The organism is Stenotrophomonas sp. TWI809, assembly GCF_039673205.1.
GTDB lineage: Bacteria > Pseudomonadota > Gammaproteobacteria > Xanthomonadales > Xanthomonadaceae > Stenotrophomonas.
Map to the genome: position 1 here is coordinate 94,734 of NZ_JBDJLE010000006.1, position 13,613 is coordinate 108,346.

The window sequence follows — 13,613 nt, forward strand, 5'->3', positions numbered from 1 at the left end:
CTGTCAGAGCAGCGACCTGACCGAGGTCACCAGCTGCTTGAGCGTGAAGGGCTTGCGCAGCAGCTTGATGTCCTCGCCGCGGAAGTCGGGCCGGGCTCCGGCGGGGCCCGCGTAGCCGGTGACCAGCAGGATCGGCATGGCCGGATGCAGGGTCGTGGCGATCGTGGCCAGATCGCGGCCGTCCATGCCGGGCAGGCCGACATCGGAGACCAGCAGGTCGAACGGGCCGTCGTGCCTGAGGCAACCCAGCGCGGCCTCGGCATCGCCGACGTCGAGGACATCGAAGCCATCGTCGCTGAGGATGTCCTTGGTCATCTCCCGGATGGGCGCATCGTCTTCGACGAGAAGCACGCGGCATCGTGGGTGGGTTCGTGCAGCAGTCATTGCGGGCGGAGATCCTCGTGGCGTGCAGCCACCTGTGCGGATCTCCACCTTAGCGCCCGTGCGTGTTAGCCGGCCGTGCATCGCGTGCCAGCCCCATGTCATGACCGGGGGCGGGTGCCCGTCACGGCACCGCTGGCGATGGCCTCAATTCAAGGCGGTGCCGCTCTGGGTGGGGCTTTCATCCAACAGGGCGGTGCGGATGGACCGCGCCAGATCGCTGCGGGTGAAGGGCTTGGCCAACAGGGCGATGGTGCGGCCAACGGTGCCGCTTGCGTCGATATCGCGCGGATAGCCCGAGGTGAACAGCACCCGCAGGCCGGGCTTGTGGGCCAGTGCCTGCTTGGCCAGGGCCCAGCCGGACATGCCCGGCATCACGATGTCGGAGAACAGCAGATCCACGCTGACGTCGGTGCGATCCAGCAACCGCAGCGCCGAGGGGCCGTCATGCGCTTCGAGCACGCGATAGCCCAGCTGGCGCAGGGTATCCACGGTGTAGGCGCGCACATCGTCATTGTCCTCGGCGACCAGTACGGTCGTTTCCGCCTCGACCTCGAAGGCGTCCAGCGTCTGTGCATCGGCCGGGCGCACGCTCGGCAGGGCGGCGGCCGAGCGCGGGAACAACAGCGTGATCGTGGTGCCGCTGCCCTCGGTGGAATCGAGCAGAACGTGCCCGCCGGACTGCTTGGCGAAGCCATACACCATCGACAGGCCCAACCCGGTGCCACGGCCAACCTCCTTGGTGGTGAAGAACGGCTCGAACACCCGCGCCATGACCTCCGGCGGCATGCCCTGGCCGCTGTCACGGACGCGCACCATGGCGTACTGGCCGGGCGGGACATCCGGGTGCTGCGCCGCGTAATCCTTGTCCAGGTGGATGTTGTCCATCTCGATGGTCAGGCGGCCGCCGTCGGGCATGGCATCGCGTGCATTCACCGCCAGGTTGAGGATCGAGGCTTCCAGCTGGCTCGGATCGATCTCCACGCACCAGATATCCGGGCTGTGCACCATGTCGATCTGCACCAGCTCGCCCAGCGAACGTTTGAGCATGTCCTGCATGCCGCGCATCTCTTCGTTCAGATCCACCGGCATGTTCTTCAGCGGCTGCCGGCGCGAGAAGGCGAGCAGGCGCTGGGTGACGTTGGCCGCACGCATGACGCCTTTCATCGCGTTGTCGAGCGCGCGTGAGGAATTGCCTGCCGTGTCGCCGAGCCGGTCGGTCAGCATCTTGGCGTACTCGATATTGCCGGCGATGACGGTCAGGATGTTGTTGAAATCATGCGCGATGCCACCGGTCAGCTGGCCCACCGCCTCGATTTTCTGGCTGTGCCGCAGCGCTTCTTCGGCCTGCCGCCGCGCGGTGGTTTCCACGGCCTCGGAGACGACGGCGGTGATCCGTGCCTGATGATCGAACAGGGGGCGGAAGGAGAAATCGAACGTGCGCTTGCCGGTCGGCAGGCGCAGTTCCAGTTCGTGGCGCGACGCCGTGCCCGCCGCAGCCTCCAGGATGGCGGTGCAGACCACGCCGGGAACGCCGGGCGTGTCGGCGAACCACGCCGATTCGCAGTACAGGTTGCCGCGCACGTCCTGCTTGTCCGCCAGGATGGCGGCCAGCGAGGCCGAATTGGTGTCGATGATGTGGCCATCCAGGGTCAGCAGGTTCTGGTGCTGGAAACTGGATTCGAACAGCGCCTGCAGCCGGCTTTCGCTCCGGTGCAGTGCCGAGGTCCGCTCATCCACCTGGCGCTCCAGGGACTCGTTGCTGGCCTTCAGCAACGACTGCGCTTGCTTGAGGTCGCTGATATCGCGCGCCATCGCGTAGTAGCCCAGCACCGACCCATCCGGTGACAGTTCGGGTACGCAGTCCACCTGGGCATGGCGGGCGGCACCGTTGCTGCGCAGGGAGAGCATGTCGAAGCTGACTTTCTCCCCCAGCAGCACCCGGTCGAGATGCTGCTGGATGCTGTTGAAGGTGTCCTCGCCGACGACCTCGCGGGTGTGTCGGCCGATCAGGCTGTCGGGCGTGCGGCCGTGCCACTCGACATAGGCATTGTTGGCGAAGCGGTAGCGATGGTCGTGACCGAAGTAGGCGATCAGCGCGGGCAGCGAATCGGTGATCAGCTTCAGCCGCTGGTGGCTGTCGTGCAGTTCGGCCTCGATACGCAGCAGCCGGCGGCGCTCATGGGCTTCATGGATGGCCCGGACAACGGCATCGGGCAGGCGCTGCAGGCGCGACTTGACCACATAGTCGCGCGCCCCGCGCTTGAGCGCCTGCACGGCGAGCTCTTCGGTGAGCGTGCCGGAAACGAAGAGGAAGGGAATCTGGGGGGCGATCTCGCTGGCCAGGGCAAGGGCAGCGTCGCCATCGAAGCCTGGCAGCACGTGGTCGGCCAGGATCACATCGAACGAGGCGGTGGTCAGGGCATCGAGCATGCCCTGGTGCGACCAGGTGCGTTGGGCCGTGAACGGGATCCCGGCGCGGCGCAGCTGTGCGGTGATCAGCTCTGCATCCAGTGCACTGTCTTCGACCATCAGGATCCTGATGGTCTTGGTTGTGGCGGCCTCAGCCATCGTTTCTACTCTTCCCGCCGAACAATGTGCCGTGGGGTGGCGGCTGGTTGGTGATGCCCCAGAACATGCCCAGGCCCTGGATCGCCTCGAGGAATTCCTTGAAGTCCACCGGCTTGACCACGAAGGCGTTGACGCCCAGCTCGTAGCTGCGGATCAGGTCCTGCTCCTCGCGCGAGGAGGTCAGCATCACCACCGGGGTGCTGCTCAGGGCGCGGTCGCTGCGGATTTCCTTGAGCACTTCCAGGCCATTGAGCTTGGGCAGTTTCAAATCCAGCAGCACCACCACCGGGCCACCGTGCATGGCGCCTTCATAGGGACCCTGGCAGCGGAGATACTCCAGCGCTTCCACGCCGTCGCGCACATGGGTCACGTCGTTGAGCAGCTGGCAGCGCGCAAGCGCCGCCATGGTCAGCTCAGCGTCTTTCGGGTTGTCTTCTACGAGCAGGATCGGTCGCAGATCTCTCATAGGTGGTCTCCAGTAACAAAGGGGATGGTGAAATAGAAGGTGGCGCCGGCGCCTACCTGGCCTTCGGCCCAGGTGCGGCCGCCATGGCGGGTGATGATGCGGTGCACGTTGGCCAGGCCGATGCCGGTGCCTTCGTACTCATCGACGTGATGCAGCCGCTGGAACACGCCGAACAGCTTGTCCACATAGCGCATGTCGAAACCGCAGCCATTGTCTTTCACGAAGAAGATGTCTTCCGTGTCATTGCGTTCGTGTCCGATCTCGATGCGTGGCTCGGGCGTGTCGCGGGTGAACTTGATCGCATTGGACAGCAGGTTCTGCCAGACCAGCCGCAGCATGCCGGGGTCGGCCAGCACCTTGGGCAGGGCGGCGATCCTCCAGTCGATGGCGCGCCCGGTGTACTCCATATCGAGCTTGCGGCGCACGTCGTCGGCCAGGGCGGTCATGTCCATCGCGATCTGGCCCATGGTCGAGCGGCCCATCTGCGAGAAGCTGAGCAGGTCATCCACCAGCGTCCCTGCCGATTTTGCCGACTCCACGATGGTCTCGAGGAATCTCTTTTCTGAATCGTTCAATCGCTCGCCGGCCGAGGACCACAGCAGTTCCGAGTAACCGACGATGTGGCGGAACGGCGCCCGCAGGTCATGGCTGACCGAATAGGAGAACGCTTCGAGCTCCTTGTTGCTGCGGAGCAGTTGTTCATTCAACGCCGCCATCTCCTCGGCCTTGCGCAGCACGATGTCCACGATCGCGGTGCGCAGCTCCAGCGCGGCATCACGGTCCACCTCGTTCCAGGGCAGCGACTGCTCGCGCACCGTCTGCTTCCAGCCTTCGAAGGAGGTGCGTGGCGACAGTGGCTGATCGGTCTCTACCTTGCGTGGGTCACCGCCCCAGCGAACGGTGCGGACGACCTCCGGCCGGAACCAGATCACGAAGCTGTCGTGGATCTGCGAGATCGAGATGGCCAGCACGCCACTGGCGACGCCGGCGAAGGCTTCGGCGTGCTGCCATTGCTGCGCGAGCGTGTCGGTGCAGAAAATGTCGCCATCGATCGGCTGGGCGGTCAACCACTGGACCAGCTGCATCACCTGGGGCTGGCTCGGGCAGTCGCCGTGCAGGATGCATTCGCCACGGTGCACGATCGCCGCACCGGCCGATTGGGTCAGTGCGAGCAGGCTGCGTTGATCGCGGCCGAGCGCGGCCATGAAGTCGGTATCGCCGGCCATCCGGCCGAGCAGCCGCACCTGGATGGCGCGGCGTGCAATGCGTTCTTCGACCAGCACCGCGCGCTGTTTCAGCGAAATCTGCAGCGACAGGATCTGGCCGATGAACTCGCAGGCCGTGCGCACGTGGTACGGCACGCGGCGCGCGAGCTGGTTGTGGCAGGAGATCAGGCCCCACAGTTCGCCCTCGCACAGCACCGAGACCGACATCGATGCACCGGTGCCCATGTTGCGCATGTACTGCAGGTGCACCGGGGAGACGCTGCGCAGCATGGCCGGGCCGAGGTCGGTGGGCGGCGCCTCGGCGATCGCGGGCACGCGCACCAGCGGCACCGGGGTGTAGTGGCTGTCAGCGATCAGCCGGATCCGGTTCTGCCGGTACAGCTCACGCGCCTGCGCGGGAATGTCCGATTCCGGGAAGCGCAGATCGAGGTAGGAGGGCAACACGCTGTTGCGGTCCTCGGCCACGACCGCACCGTTCCAGTCCGGGTCGAACTGGTAGATCATCGTGCGGTCGAAGCCGGTCAGCTCGCGGATATGCACCGCGGCGATCTCACACAGGGCCTGCGTGGTGGGCGCCCGCTCGATCGCAGCCATGAAGCGGCGGATCAAGGGATAGAGGTCTTCCAGCGAGCCTGGCTCGCCCGGCACCGGGGCCTCCAGCTCGATGATGACGTCATCCCCGATGCGGTGCGCCACCGTAGGGTGGTGGCCGGCCGTGCCGACCGGATGCGCGCCGAGGAATTGCGAGGCACCTTGCTCCAGCGCTACCAGCAGCGGCCTGCAGTGGGCCAGCGTACCGCCGAGCACTGCCTCCAGGGGCTGGCCCAGCGGATCGCCCAGCACCTCGATGAGCTCCGGTCGCGCGACGGCGCGGGCCTTGACGGTCAAGGTGAAGTGATCGAGGACCAGGATCAATCCGTAGGGCTGGATCGCGCCAGGGGTGCGGATCGGCTCACGCGCGCAGCTGGACAGATCCAAGGCGCTTGCGCCGGAATTCCTCGAGGACATTCATTGACTCCTGCTCGTTGCCAGTGGTGACCACCGCGCGAATGGCACGGCGTCGCCTGGTCGTCAGGAGCTCACACCGTCCACTGCGACGCGGTGTGCCACAGTTCCCTCATTTTTGCATAGGCGATCATCCTGGTCCGTGAGGATGAGACGGGGTTCCTTGCGTTGCTGGAATGCTAGTCCCAACGGTAACGCACCGTCGCCGACCACAGCCCGCCCGAGCCATCGACCGGGCCGCCATTGGCGTACCGGTAGTATTCGTTCGCGGCGAGCAGCGGCTCAGGCAGTTTCGTGACCTTGCGGTCGAAGACGTTGTTGGCGTTCAAGGCCACGTCCCAGCCACCGGGCAGGGTGGCGCCCAGCTGCAGATCGGTGATCCACAGGCCGCCGATGTCATACGCGATCTCGGCCTGGCCGGCATACGGCCCGCTGGTGGCCACCGTGGTGGGGGAGCCATAGCGCTGGATATCGCCATAACGGCTCTGGCGCAGGCCGACCCGGTAACGGCCGAGCGACCAGTCCAGGCCAAGCACCTGGCGGGACTTCGGCGCCTTGTACAGCAGTTCGTTCTGCGAGCCGGTGCTGAAGACCGGCACATTGAAGGCCGCCAACACCGCGGGCGTGGGGGCCAGGCCGGTGATCTTCGCGCGGGTATGGCTGCTGGCCAGGGTCCAGCGCAGGGCACCGGCGCGGCCAAGATCCCAGCGCCCTTCCAGCGTCGCCTCCACGCCTTCGGTGCGGGTGTCAGCGGCATTGATGAAGTAGCGCACACCGTCCTGGGCACCGAGCCCGACCGAGGTCACCAGCGCACCGGAGCCGGGATACAGGCCCTCGCGGAAGGTGGTGGACAGGGCAATGCGATCGTCCACATCGATGCGGTAGGCATCCACGGTCAGTGATGCGCCCTGCCACGGCTCGGCCACGATCCCCAGGCTGAGGCTGCGCGAGGTTTCCGGGCGCAGTGGCTGCGCGCCCAGGGCGATGGCCTGCGGCGAGCCGGCCTGCAGGATGTGGTCGGTGTAGAAATTGCCATTGGAGGTGTTGCGGTAGGCCTGCGCGGCCAAGGAGGGAGCCTGGAAGCCGTTGCTGATCGTGCCGCGCAGGGCAAGCCGGGGGTGCAGGGCAAAGCGGGTCGAAAGGCGGCCGGTGCTCTCGCTGCCGAAATCGGAGTAGCGCTCGTGCCGGCCGGCAAGGTCCACGCGCCAGCGTGTGCCCAGATCGGCAGCGACGCCCACGTACACCGCGCCGCTGTCGCGGCTGACATCCACCGCATCTTCCGGCCGATAGCCGGGCAGGGCCTGCGAGCCGCCCAGGCCGATGCCCAGTACGGTGCCGGCATACGGACCATCCAGCACCCGCTGCCCGCCATGGGTATAGGACTGTACGTCGCCGGCGCCGATCCGGTAGCGCTCGTCGCGGTACTCCGCACCCGCGCTGAGCTCCAGTGGCGCGGCCAGCCACGCGGTCTGCAGCTGGCGGCGCACATCCAGATTGTGGGTCCAGGCGCTGTAGCGCAGGTCGCCGATATAGAAGTCGGTCTGGCTGTCCAGCCCATAAGTGGGGTTGATGCTGTTGTGCAGGTTGATGTCCATCGCATCGCGCCCGTAGCCGCTGCTGAGGTCCCAATCCCACTCGCCGAACTGGCCGCGCACGCCCAGCGTCAGCGCGCCATCGTTCTCGTCGATGTGCTCGGTGGGGGCGAAGCCATCCGGATCGATGGCCCGGACCACTTCGTTGCGCAGTGGCTGGCGGAAGTTCTGCGGTGCCCATGCATCGCGCTGGGCGAGCGTCAGCAGCCCGTAGGCCTCTACCGTCGCCGCCAGAGGCAGGCTGGCATTGGCGGTGGCGGTCTTGGTGCGGAACGCGCGGATGCCACGATTGCGCCAGGCATTGTTGTCGCGGGTCGCTTCGCGCGGATCGGGCGTGGCACCGGCGGGCAGCGTCGGGTTGCTGGCCTGGTTGCCCCCCGGGCGGATCGCATTGCCGGCGGCGTCCCTGGGGAAGTAGTACAGGAAGGTGTCGCGGGCGGGGCTGGTGTAGTTGGTGGCGTGCTGGTCGTCCAGCTGGGCGGCCAGGTGCAGATAGCCGCCGTCGCCGATGCCGAAACCGGCATCGGCCTGCACCACGCGGGAGCGACCCTCGCCGGCGAAGTAGGTGCCATCGCGGTAGGAGACGTTGCCGCCACGCGCCGCCTTGTTGGTGACGATATTGATCACCCCGGCGATGGCGTCCGAGCCATAGATCGCCGAGGCGCCATCGCGCAGCACTTCGATGCGTTCGATCGCCCCGGTGGGGATCAGGGCGAGATCGGCCGGTGCGGCGCCGCCGAAACCACCGGCGCCCAGCAGTGCGGTGGCGTGGCGGCGTTTGCCATCCACCAGCACCAGCACGTGGCTGGCGTTGAGGCCGCGCAGCTGTCCGGCGCGCACCATGCTGTTCAGATCGCCGGTTTCCAGCGGCAGGTTGAAGCTGGGCACGGTGGTGTTGAGCACATCCAGCAGGTTCGTCGCGTTGGCCGCGCGGATGTCGTCGGCCGACAGCACGTCGATCGGTGACGCGCTTTCGCGCACGGTGCGGCCTTGCGCGCGGGTGCCGGTCACGGTGACGGTATCGAGCGTGGCGGTGCTGGTAGCGGTGATGGCACTGGCATTCGTCTCCGGCGCTGCGTGGGCGGCAAGCGGCAGGGAGAGCGCGGAAACGATGGCGAGGGCCAACGGCAGGCGATGGTGCGTGGACAGCATGGAAGATCCCCAGGGAGAAGAAAGGCCGATGCGCAGGGGCATGCGGCGGGCAGGCTACGGCGGTAGTGCCGGATCAGCAGGTGCGGTGACGCAGCGCACCCGGACAACAGCGTTCGGCCGCGGCGGCGATGCGCCGGGCGTGGATCACGGCGCGCCCCTCGCGGCAGCGGCCCAGCGCTCGAGATCGGCCGGATGCAGCGGTCCGTTGTGGACCTGCAGCACCGTGCCCTGCGCATCGATCAACACCGAGAAGGGCAGCGTGCCGATGCGGTTGCCGAACGAGGCGGCGGTACCGGGGGGGCCGTCGCTCTCCACCAGTTGCGGATAGGTGAGCTGAAGCTGGTCGCGCAGGGCGTTGGCAGCCTCGATGTCGTCCAGTGCGATGCCGACCACCTGCACGCCGTTCGGCAGCGGTGCCTGCGCCTGCGAGAAATGCTGCAGGTCCGGCAGCTCCTTCAGGCAGGGCCCGCACCAGCTGGCCCAGTAATTGAGCAGCACCGGGCGGCCGCGCCATTGCGCCAGCGCCGCCGGGGCGCCGTCCAGATCGGTCCAGTGCAGGGCAGGTGCCGCCTGGCCGGCAGGGGCGGCGGGTGTTGGCGGGGCGGCGTGCGATGCCAGGGGCAGCGCGAGCATCAGTGCGGTGGCCAGCAGCGCCGGCAGATGCGAAGCAGGAGAAGTCATGGAGGGGAGGCCGTCGAAGACGTCGCACGCGACGCGAAGCGGTCATCGGTCAGGGTGTGCAGGAACTGTTCGATATCGTCGATCTCCGCTTCGGTCAGGTGCAGCGGATCGCGCAGCTGTGCATCACGGCCGATCGAATCGGGGATCACCTTGCCGGGGTCGTCGTAGTACACGATCACCTCGCGCAGGGTCTTGAACATGCCGTTGTGCATGTACGGCGCGGTCAGTGCGACGTTGCGCAGGCCGGGTACCTTGAACTCGCCCTTCTGCGTGGGATCGCCGGTGATGCCGCCGCGGCCTTCGTCATTGAACTCGCGGCCGTTGTAGATGCCGATGTTCTTGAAACGGTCCGAGGTGAAATCCTCGCCGGCGTGGCAGCTCACGCACTGGGCCTTGGTGATGAACAGCAGGCGGCCGCGCTTGGCCGCGTCGCTGATCGCGTCTTCCTGGCCGAGCGCATAGCGGTCGTAGGGACTGTCCACGGTATTGAGGGTCTTCTGGTAGGCGCCGAGCGCCCGGCCCAGCGTCCGCGGGCTGGGTGCGGCATTGTAGGTCGCCTGGAAGCGCGCGACCCACGCCGGGTCTGCAAGCAGCCGGGCCACTGCCTGATCCACCGGCAGATCCATTTCCAGCGGATTGGCGATCGGCGCCAGGGCCTGCTCTTCCAGGGTTTCGCTGCGGCCATCCCAGAAGAAGCGGGTCCGCCCGGCACTGTTCATCACGCTGGGGGTATTGCGGGTGCCCACACGGCCCTCCACGCCCAGGCTGAGCGCACGGTCATCGGCGAATGCGCGGGCGGGCTGGTGGCAGCTGGCGCACGACACCGTGCGGTCGCGCGACAGGATGGGATCGAAGAACAACTGGCGGCCCAGCTGGGCGCGTGGGTTGTCGGAGAGATCGCCGTCGTAGGTCGGGGCATCGGCGGAGAACACCGGCGCCAGTACCGCAACGCCGATCAGCGCGGCCAGCAGGGCAAGGGAGCGGACAGGGCGGGGCATGGTGGCGCCGCGCTCAACGCGCGGCGATCTCCTGCTGGACCAGCTCGCACAGCCCACTCTCTTCGAAGCACACCTGGGCACGCAGGGTGCCGTTTACCGGTCCGGTGCCGGCGGCGACCGGCAGGCGCAGCTGACCGCGTTCGCTGAAGTAGGTATAGCGATACTCGCCGGCGAAACTGCGGCCGTGCCCTTCGCGCGGCGCGACCGAGTGCAGCGGTCCCTGCGCCTGTTCGCCACCGGCCAGGGTCACCCGCGCCGCCCGCGGGCCGATCTGCGGTTGCTCGAAATCGGAGGCATACAGAATCCAACCCGGTTCGATGCGGGCGTCGATCACCAGCTCACGGGTGCCGTCGGGGCGCGCTTCCACGCGCGGATCGAGTGCGACTTTCGGGGTGTCGGCGGCGGCCGCGCCGAACGGGATGAGCAGCAACGCGGCAACCCACGGGGAAAGGCTGCAACTCACTCCTTCGCCCCCTGGCCCTCGGTGGTGATGCGCAGCTGCACCTCGTCGGCGATATTGGGCAGGAACCCGGTCAGGCCGAACTCGCTGCGGCGGATGACGGCGGTGGCGTTGAAGCCGATCGTGGGCACCTTGCGGCTGGGATGCTCACCCACCTTGTTGAGGGTGGCGTCGAGTACGACCGGACGGGTCACCCCATGCAGCGTCAGATCACCGGTGATTTTCAGGCGGCCGGTGCCTTGCGGCACGACCGAGGTACTGCGGAAGCTGGCCTGCGGGTGCTTGGCGACATCGAACAGCTTGTCGCCCTTGACGATCTCGTCCAGTTTCGGGACGTGGGTGGCCAGCTCGGCCAGCGGCAGCTCCACCTGCACCTGCGACGCAGCGGGCTTGGCCGCATCGTAGATGAGCGTGCCGCTGCTGATCGCCGCGCGGCCGGTCGGGAAGGAGAAGCCGTTGTGGTTCCAGGTGAACAGCACATCGGTGTGGGTGGGGTCGAGCTGATAGGTCACCGGTGCGGCGGTCGCCACGGCGGGCACGGCGGCCGCGGTGAACAGGGCCAACAGGAGGGCAGTACGCATGTGAGGTTCTCTGGGCAGTGGCGCGCAGCCGCCCGCGGCATCACGAAGAGACCGTGCCGGGCAGGCAGCGCAGGAGCGGGTGAGCAACGGCCAGACGCGCTGGCCGCTGCAGCGGGTTACGGGGCGATCGCCAGTGATGTGGTCGTCGCCGGGGCGGCGGGAGCAGCGGCGCTGGCCGCGTACGGATCCGGTTCGGCGATCAGCCCATCAAGCAGGCTGTTGAAGCGGGTCACGTAGTCCTGGTGATACTCACCGGTGACCGTGCCGGTGTAGCCGGTATAGATCTCGCGGACCTTGCCGTCGCGGCCGATGATGATCGTGGTCGGGAAGGCGGCCATGTAATTGAGCCCCTTGAGTTTCTCGGTGGCGACTTTCTTGTCGGCGATACCGCCGAACACGATGTCGTAACGGATGTCGAAATAATCCTTGAAGGTGGTCAGGGTCTTCTGGAAATAATCGAAGTTGTCTTCCTGCTCGAAGGCGACGGCCACCGCTTCCACCCCACGGTGCTGGTTCTGCTTGAACCACGGCGCCAGGAAGTAGGTCTGGTCGGTGCAGTTGGGGCACCAGGTGCCGATCACTTCAACGATCACCACCTTGCCGCGGTACTTGTCGTCCTGAAGCGTGACCGGCTTGCCCTGCAGATCGGGGAAGCTGAAATCAATGCGATCCTGGCCATCCTTGAGGAAGGTGAGCTTGTACGGATCGGGCAGCTCCACCTTGTCGCTCTTCTCGGCCTCGAACTTGACCACGTTGTAAATGCCGCTGCCGAACGCGCCCTGGATGTTGCCGTCCTCATCGATCGTGCCGCGGATCAGCAACGGGCTCGGCCCGCTGAAGCCGGACAGATAGAAGCGGTTGCCCTGTACGGTGCCTTCCAGCTCGCGGGTGTCGCCAACGACGGTCATGAACACGCCGGAGAGGCGGTTTCCTTCCTGCTTGAGCAGGGCCACCTGGTTGCGCTTGTCCTGGCGGGCCGCCTTGTCGATGGTCTGCACGGCCCACTTGCCGCTGAGGTCCGCCGCGGGCGCCTCGTCCTGGCCTGGCTTGACGAAGCGCCATGCCGCGCCCTGTTCGGCGGTGAAGGCAAGGTTGCGCGCCCCGTTGCGGCTGGGCACCAGGTCCTTGTACTGGCCAACGAGGTGTCTGCCATCCTCGGAGACCTTGCCTTCCAGGACGGCATCGTAGGTGTTCATCCGCACCGAAAATGTCCCGTCATCGCGCGGGGTGACCTTGAATTTGTCCGTGCGCGTGCCGTTGAGCAGGGTGAAGGTCGCGTCCTGCGCGCGCTTGCCCTTTACTTCGAAGTTGAAGGGGATGGGGTCGCCATCGATGGTGAATTCGCCACGCCACACGCCTTCGGCAGGAAACGGTGCTTTGGCGGCGGCCGCGGCAGGCAGGGCGAAGGCCAGGCTTGTAGCGAACAACAGGGTCGCGACGACGCGACCGGATAATGCCAGTGTCATGAGAGTGCTTCCAGATAATCCCCTTGGTCGCGCCAAGTCGCCGGCGATGCAGCCCCCGTTCCACTGCATCCGCTGAAAGGCCATCCCTGGCCGGTCACGTGCCATCCCTGGCGTGACTGGATTATTGCCACGTGAATGTCGTAAAAGTTCATCGCCGCTTGGTACGCATGTTCATCAGCATATTCAGCGGCGCGACGATGGCAGGCTGATAACCGTTTTGATATCAGCACGCGCCGGTGCTGCCGGGTTGCGTATTTGCCGCCGCCCGCCACATCGAAGACCATGGCGGCCTGAAGCGCCCACTGGCCGGGCGCAATGCCGCAGGCAGGCCGAGTAGCACCGCCGCCGCGTGCCGATAGAGGAGCAAGTCATCGTGAAGCCCAGGGAAGGTATCCAGGTGTCGGTCTACACCCGTTGGCACCAGTTGGCGGTGCCGCTGGCATTCGTACTTGCTGCCGGCAGTTTCATGTTCATCGTGCTCAATCGTGGGCCGGTAGGCGTCGCGATCGTGGTCGCCATGGCGTGCCTGGTGATTCCGCCGTTGCTGGCCTTCCAGGGATTCCCTACCCGCAACGAGGTCATGATCATGCCCGACGGACTGATGTTCTCGCGCCGCGACGCGGTGCCATTCGATGCGCTCTCCAGCTGGGGCACCGATGATTATCTGAAGCTGGTGCGTCCCGGCCGGGCGACGCTGATGGTCAGCGCTGCCGATCTGCAGAGCCGGGAGCGCTTGCTGCGCGAGTTCCAGCAGGCGTTGGATGCCTGGCAGCGGAAACAGCCGGCACTGAGTAAGCCGATCCGCCGCACGCACTTCTACGGCTCCGCGCGTGCCGCTGCCATCGGTGCGGTGATCATGGCGCTTGGAGCGGTGTGCATTGTCATGGCGCTGCGCTTGCGTGAGCCATCCATCGAGCTGGCGATCGTTGGCGCGCTCGGTGGGCTGTTCGGGATGTTCATGCTGCTCGGCCGACGGGTCTGAGCCGGGCAACGCGTCCACACGGTCTTGTTTTCAGCGTCTCGCGTATTTCACG

The 13,613-nt window shown here is 66.6% G+C and carries 11 protein-coding genes; 1 reads left to right on the forward strand and 10 read right to left on the reverse strand.

All coding sequences use genetic code 11. The annotated features are described in order from the left end of the window. Window positions 1-3: 3 nt before the first annotated feature. The 10 genes from ABE472_RS06865 to ABE472_RS06910 all read right to left on the reverse strand — a co-directional run bounded on the left by ABE472_RS06865 (window position 4) and on the right by ABE472_RS06910 (window position 12,579). Entirely contained in the window at window positions 4-384 is a 381-nt protein-coding gene (locus ABE472_RS06865; RefSeq protein WP_313212663.1) for a response regulator, read from the reverse strand. A gap of 144 nt (window positions 385-528) precedes the next feature. Further along, on the reverse strand, window positions 529-2,952 hold the full coding sequence (locus tag ABE472_RS06870) for a PAS domain-containing protein (protein ID WP_346465938.1): 2,424 nt from the start codon (window positions 2,950-2,952) through the stop codon (window positions 529-531). Next, a complete protein-coding gene (locus tag ABE472_RS06875) occupies window positions 2,945-3,418 on the reverse strand; it encodes a response regulator (protein ID WP_313212661.1) in 474 nt (157 codons plus the stop codon). The genes ABE472_RS06870 and ABE472_RS06875 overlap by 8 nt, the downstream gene beginning before the upstream one ends. After that, window positions 3,415-5,652, reverse strand: coding sequence for an ATP-binding protein (locus ABE472_RS06880; RefSeq protein WP_346465939.1), 2,238 nt, complete (start codon window positions 5,650-5,652; stop codon window positions 3,415-3,417). The genes ABE472_RS06875 and ABE472_RS06880 overlap by 4 nt, the downstream gene beginning before the upstream one ends. A 176-nt stretch (window positions 5,653-5,828) precedes the next feature. Next, on the reverse strand, window positions 5,829-8,393 hold the full coding sequence (locus ABE472_RS06885; protein ID WP_346465940.1) for a TonB-dependent receptor: 2,565 nt from the start codon (window positions 8,391-8,393) through the stop codon (window positions 5,829-5,831). Window positions 8,394-8,537: 144 nt separating this feature from the next. Next, window positions 8,538-9,074 carry a TlpA disulfide reductase family protein gene (locus ABE472_RS06890; RefSeq protein ID WP_346462631.1) on the reverse strand — a complete coding sequence of 179 codons (537 nt, stop codon included), beginning with the start codon at window positions 9,072-9,074 and terminating at the stop codon, window positions 8,538-8,540. Further along, window positions 9,071-10,072 carry a cytochrome c peroxidase gene (locus ABE472_RS06895; protein WP_346462630.1) on the reverse strand — a complete coding sequence of 334 codons (1,002 nt, stop codon included), beginning with the start codon at window positions 10,070-10,072 and terminating at the stop codon, window positions 9,071-9,073. Before ABE472_RS06895 ends, ABE472_RS06890 begins: the two co-directional genes overlap by 4 nt. Before the next feature lie 13 nt (window positions 10,073-10,085). Beyond that, window positions 10,086-10,535: a protein-disulfide reductase DsbD domain-containing protein gene (locus ABE472_RS06900; RefSeq protein WP_346465941.1), complete on the reverse strand. Its 450-nt coding sequence runs from the start codon at window positions 10,533-10,535 to the stop codon at window positions 10,086-10,088. Then, window positions 10,532-11,113 (reverse strand): YceI family protein, encoded by a 582-nt coding sequence (locus ABE472_RS06905; protein WP_346462628.1) that lies wholly within the window; start codon window positions 11,111-11,113, stop codon window positions 10,532-10,534. The genes ABE472_RS06900 and ABE472_RS06905 overlap by 4 nt, the downstream gene beginning before the upstream one ends. 116 nt (window positions 11,114-11,229) lie before the next feature. Then, window positions 11,230-12,579, reverse strand: a complete 1,350-nt coding sequence (locus tag ABE472_RS06910) for a TlpA disulfide reductase family protein (protein ID WP_313212654.1) — start codon at window positions 12,577-12,579, stop codon at window positions 11,230-11,232. Window positions 12,580-13,045: 466 nt separating this feature from the next. Between ABE472_RS06910 and ABE472_RS06915 the strand changes: the two genes are divergently transcribed. Beyond that, window positions 13,046-13,561 carry a hypothetical protein gene (locus ABE472_RS06915; RefSeq protein ID WP_346465942.1) on the forward strand — a complete coding sequence of 172 codons (516 nt, stop codon included), beginning with the start codon at window positions 13,046-13,048 and terminating at the stop codon, window positions 13,559-13,561. Window positions 13,562-13,613 lie beyond the last annotated feature (52 nt).

What these genes read in the sequence shown, in the direction of transcription:
- ABE472_RS06905 (WP_346462628.1), bottom strand. Translation starts at nt 11,113, where the DNA reads ATGCGTACTGCCCTCCTGTTGGCCCTGTTCACCGCGGCCGCCGTGCCC.
- ABE472_RS06870 (WP_346465938.1), bottom strand. Translation starts at nt 2,952, where the DNA reads ATGGCTGAGGCCGCCACAACCAAGACCATCAGGATCCTGATGGTCGAA.
- ABE472_RS06885 (WP_346465940.1), bottom strand. Translation starts at nt 8,393, where the DNA reads ATGCTGTCCACGCACCATCGCCTGCCGTTGGCCCTCGCCATCGTTTCC.
- ABE472_RS06910 (WP_313212654.1), bottom strand. Translation starts at nt 12,579, where the DNA reads ATGACACTGGCATTATCCGGTCGCGTCGTCGCGACCCTGTTGTTCGCT.
- ABE472_RS06875 (WP_313212661.1), bottom strand. Translation starts at nt 3,418, where the DNA reads ATGAGAGATCTGCGACCGATCCTGCTCGTAGAAGACAACCCGAAAGAC.
- ABE472_RS06895 (WP_346462630.1), bottom strand. Translation starts at nt 10,072, where the DNA reads ATGCCCCGCCCTGTCCGCTCCCTTGCCCTGCTGGCCGCGCTGATCGGC.
- ABE472_RS06880 (WP_346465939.1), bottom strand. Translation starts at nt 5,652, where the DNA reads ATGTCCTCGAGGAATTCCGGCGCAAGCGCCTTGGATCTGTCCAGCTGC.
- ABE472_RS06890 (WP_346462631.1), bottom strand. Translation starts at nt 9,074, where the DNA reads ATGACTTCTCCTGCTTCGCATCTGCCGGCGCTGCTGGCCACCGCACTG.
- ABE472_RS06865 (WP_313212663.1), bottom strand. Translation starts at nt 384, where the DNA reads ATGACTGCTGCACGAACCCACCCACGATGCCGCGTGCTTCTCGTCGAA.
- ABE472_RS06915 (WP_346465942.1), top strand. Translation starts at nt 13,046, where the DNA reads ATGTTCATCGTGCTCAATCGTGGGCCGGTAGGCGTCGCGATCGTGGTC.